Origin of the sequence: Streptomyces sp. NPDC057654 (genome assembly GCF_042800135.1) — a bacterium.
Lineage (GTDB): Bacteria > Actinomycetota > Actinomycetes > Streptomycetales > Streptomycetaceae > Streptomyces.
In genome coordinates this window covers 1-4,392 of the sequence record NZ_JBHVHQ010000733.1, presented here as the reverse complement: position 1 = coordinate 4,392, position 4,392 = coordinate 1, and the positions used below count along the sequence as shown (strand labels likewise).

General features: G+C 73.1%; 3 protein-coding genes. All 3 read left to right on the top strand.

Features of this window, described 5'->3' with window-relative positions:
• Nucleotides 1-2,183 (top strand): cobaltochelatase subunit CobN (gene cobN, locus ACFU99_RS34670; protein ID WP_384399865.1); only part of this gene is annotated, 2,183 nt, incomplete at its 5' end.
• A 75-nt stretch (nucleotides 2,184-2,258) separates the two neighbouring features.
• A complete protein-coding gene (locus tag ACFU99_RS34665) occupies nucleotides 2,259-3,533 on the top strand; it encodes a VWA domain-containing protein (protein ID WP_384399862.1) in 1,275 nt (424 codons plus the stop codon).
• Entirely contained in the window at nucleotides 3,533-4,390 is an 858-nt protein-coding gene (locus ACFU99_RS34660; RefSeq protein ID WP_384399860.1) for a hypothetical protein, read from the top strand. Before ACFU99_RS34665 ends, ACFU99_RS34660 begins: the two co-directional genes overlap by 1 nt.
• Nucleotides 4,391-4,392 lie beyond the last annotated feature (2 nt).

Here is a 4,392-nt window from a genome sequence, read left to right as displayed (position 1 = left end):
GCTTCGGCGAGAACCCCATCGCCATCTACCACGACCCCGATCTGCCGCCCTCGCACCACTACCTCGCGGCCTACCGCTGGATCGCCGCCGACCGGGCCGACGGCGGCTTCGGCGCGGACGCCATGGTGCACCTCGGCAAGCACGGCAACCTGGAGTGGCTGCCCGGCAAGAACGCGGGCCTGTCCGCCGCCTGCGGCCCCGACGCCGCCCTCGGCGACCTGCCGCTCATCTACCCCTTCCTCGTCAACGACCCCGGCGAGGGCACCCAGGCCAAGCGCCGCGCCCACGCCACGCTCGTCGACCACCTCGTCCCGCCGATGGCCCGCGCCGAGTCCTACGGCGACATCGCGCGCCTGGAGCAGCTCCTCGACGAGTACGCCTCCATCGCCGCCATGGACCCGGCGAAGCTGCCCGCCATCCGCGCCCAGATCTGGACGCTGATCCAGGCCGCCAAGCTCGACCACGACCTCGGCCTCCAAGCCCGCCCGGACGACGACGGCTTCGACGACTTCCTGCTGCACGTCGACGGCTGGCTGTGCGAGGTCAAGGACGCCCAGATCCGCGACGGCCTGCACGTCCTCGGCGGCGCCCCCACCGGCCCCGAGCGCGTCAACCTGGTCCTCGCGATACTGCGCGCGCGGCAGATCTGGGGCGGCACCGCCGCCCTGCCCGGCCTGCGCGAGGCCCTCGGCCTCGACGAGTCCGCCGCCACCCGCACCGGCGCCGACGAGGCCGAGGACCGCGCCCGTGCGCTCGTACAGGCCATGGAGGACGCGGCCTGGGAGCCGGCCGCCGCCGAGAAGGCATGCCTGGAGCTGCCCGAGGCGCAGCGTCAGGGCGTCCGCGCCATCCTGGAGTTCGCCGCCCGCGAGGTGGTGCCGCGGCTCGCCGCCACCACCGATGAGCTCGACCACGCGGTGCACGGTCTGAACGGCGGTTTCGTGCCCGCCGGGCCGTCCGGCTCCCCGCTGCGCGGCCTCGTCAACGTCCTGCCGACCGGCCGCAACTTCTACTCCGTCGACCCCAAGGCCGTGCCCAGCCGCCTCGCCTGGGAGACCGGCCAGGCGCTCGCCGACTCGCTCCTGGAGCGCTACCGCACCGACAACGGCGAGTGGCCCAAGTCGGTGGGCCTCTCGCTGTGGGGCACGAGCGCGATGCGCACCTCCGGCGACGACATCGCCGAGGCGCTGGCCCTGATGGGCATCCGCCCCGTCTGGGATGACGCGTCGCGCCGTGTGAACGGCCTGGAGCCGATCCCCGCCGAGGAGTTGGGCCGCCCGCGCATCGACGTGACCCTGCGCATCAGCGGCTTCTTCCGCGACGCCTTCCCGCACGTCATCGGGCTCCTTGACGACGCCGTGCGGCTCGCGGCCGGTCTGGAGGAGAGCGACGAGCAGAACTACGTACGGGCCCACGCCCAGGCCGACCTCGCCGTGCACGGCGACGAACGCCGGGCCACCACCCGTATCTTCGGCTCCCGGCCCGGCACGTACGGCGCGGGGCTGCTCCAGCTCATCGACAGCCGCGACTGGCGCACCGACGCCGACCTCGCCGAGGTCTACACCGTCTGGGGCGGCTACGCGTACGGCCGTGAACTGGAGGGCCGCCCGGCCCGCGAGGAGATGGAGAGCGCCTACAAGCGCATCGCGGTTGCCGCCAAGAATACCGACACCCGCGAACACGACATCGCCGACTCGGACGACTACTTCCAGTACCACGGCGGCATGGTCGCGACCGTACGGGCTCTGAAGGGCACCGCCCCGGCCGCGTACATCGGCGACTCCACCCGGCCCGAGACGGTCCGCACCCGCACCCTGGTCGAGGAGACCTCGCGCGTCTTCCGCGCCCGCGTCGTCAACCCCCGCTGGATCGAGGCGATGCGCCGCCACGGCTACAAGGGCGCCTTCGAACTCGCCGCCACCGTCGACTACCTCTTCGGCTACGACGCGACCACCGGCGTCGTCCCCGACTGGATGTACGACAAGCTCGCCCAGACCTACGTCCTCGACCCCGAGAACCGCGCGTTCCTCCAGGAGGCCAACCCCTGGGCCCTGCACGGGATCGCGGAGCGGCTGCTGGAGGCCGAGAGCCGTGGCATGTGGGCCGAGCCGGACGCGGAGACCCTGGACGCGCTGCGCCAGGTGTTCCTGGAGACCGAGGGCAACCTGGAGGGCGACGACTGACGCCTCGTCGCGAGGGTGACGGGTCTTCAAATAGCAAATTGGGCCCATCGCCAGGTGATCACTAAGATCCGCTGAATGATCATCACAAGACGGCTGGTGGCGGGCGCCTTCGCGGCGCTCGCCACCCTGGCCGCCGGCGCACCCCCGGCCCTCGCCGCGGACGAAGCGGCGGAGAAGGCCCCCAAGGTAGAGCTCGTCCTCGACGTCAGCGGCTCGATGAACGCCAAGGACATCGACGGGCAGTCGCGCATGGACGCGGCCAAGCAGGCGTTCGGGGAGGTGATCGACGCGACGCCGGAGGTGGTCCAGCTCGGCATCCGGACCCTCGGCTCCGAATACCCCGGCGAGAACAAGGTGATCGGCTGCAAGGACAGCAAGCAGCTGTACCCCGTCGGACAGGTGGACAAAACCACGGCCAAGGCGTCCGTCGCCAACCTGAAGCCCACCGGTTGGACCCCCATCGGCTACGCCCTGCGCGCCGCCGACAAGGACCTCGGCAACGACGGCGGCACCCGCCGCATCGTCCTCATCACCGACGGCGAGGACTCCTGCGGCAAGCCCGACCCCTGCGACGTGGCCCGCGAACTCGCCGCCAAGGGCACGCACTTGACGGTCGACACGCTCGGCCTCGCCCACGACGACAAGACCCGCAAGCAGCTCAGCTGCATCGCCGAGGCGACCGGCGGCACCTACACCTCGGTGCAGCACGCCGACCAGCTCTCCGGCCGGATCAAGCAGCTCGTCAAGCGCACCGCCGACCCGGTCGAGGCGCCGCCGAAGGCGGTGCAGGGCGCCAGCGACCAGTGCACCAACGCGCCGGTGCTGGGCGCCGGTATCTTCACCGACCGCGAGAAGTTCGCCGAACACCGCTGGTACCGCGTGAAGGTGAACCCCGGTCAGGAGCTGCGCGCCGCGGTGAGCGTCAGCGCGGACCGCGCCGTCAACCCCGACTACGGGGTGCGGCTGCGCGCCGTCAGCGACAAGGGCCAGGAGCTCGTACGCGGCAGCGACGCGGGCAGCGGACGCACCGACGTCCTCTCCTCCGGCCTGCGCTACCCCGTCGCCGAGCAGGACAAGAAGTCCGACGGCAGCCAGCCGGACCCGAAGACGGTCTGCCTGGAGGTCGCGAACTCCTTCTCCGCGCCCGACTCCGTCAAGCGCGAGCCGGGGCTCCCCGTCGAGCTGGCCGTCGACCTCGTCAAGGCGCCCGACAACGCCTCGGACGTGGCCGCCTTCGGCCTCGGCCGCGGCTGGGTGCTGCTCGCCGCCCTCGGCGGCGTCGGCCTCCTCGCGGGGCTGATCTGGGGCTGGCTGACCCGCTGGCGCGTCGCGGTCTGGAGGGCGAACTGATGCGTACGACACGTGTGCTGGGCGCGGCGCTGCTCGCCGCCTCGGCCCTGTTCCTCGCCCCGGCCGCCGCGGTGGCCGACGACGCGACCCCCACCCCGAGCGCGACCGCGAGCGGTGACGGCTCCTCTGAGTCCTCCGCTCCGACGGAGGCCGGTACGGGCTTCCGCACCGCCACGGCCATCAAGCAGGGCCAGAAGGCGAGCGCCACCGCCTCCACCGGCGACTACCTCTACTGGCAGTTCCCGGCCGGGGCCGGCCAGCGGGCGACCGCCAAGGCGAAGGTGACCCTCCCGGAGGCGAGCCTGCGGCACGGCGCCGCCACCTGGCAGATGGACGTCTTCGACGGCCTGCGCCGCCGCCAGGCGTGCGCCTCCGGCGAGCCGACGAAGCGGGCGTCCGAGACGGACACCACCATCACCCTCACCTGCACCCTGCGCCCCGTACGGCAGTGGGCCGAGCGCTGGTCGAACGACCCGCTGCCCGGCGCGTACTACCTGCGGCTGACCGTCGCGGACGCCCCGGACACGGACATGGGCCTCGCCGCCCGCGCCGAGGTCGAGGCGACGGCGGAGAGCGCAGGCGGCTCGTACGACGGCGGCGGCGAGCTGGGCGCGCCGCTGCACGCCCAGTCGGTCGCCGAGCCGGAGGACGGCTGGACGGGCGGCTGGTTCTCGGACCGCTGGGCGTGGACCCTGGGCGGCGGCGTCCTCGCGGCGCTCCTCGGCGTCGGCGGCTACACGCTGACCCGGCACCCCCGCAACCGCTGGGGAGCACGGCCGCCCGCCGCCGCGCGCCAGCCGGCGCAGGGGTACCCGGGGCAGGGGTACCCGGACGAGCGCTACGGCGACGTGCGCTAGCT

What these genes read in the sequence shown, in the direction of transcription:
- ACFU99_RS34665 (WP_384399862.1), top strand. Translation starts at nt 2,259, where the DNA reads ATGATCATCACAAGACGGCTGGTGGCGGGCGCCTTCGCGGCGCTCGCC.
- ACFU99_RS34660 (WP_384399860.1), top strand. Translation starts at nt 3,533, where the DNA reads ATGCGTACGACACGTGTGCTGGGCGCGGCGCTGCTCGCCGCCTCGGCC.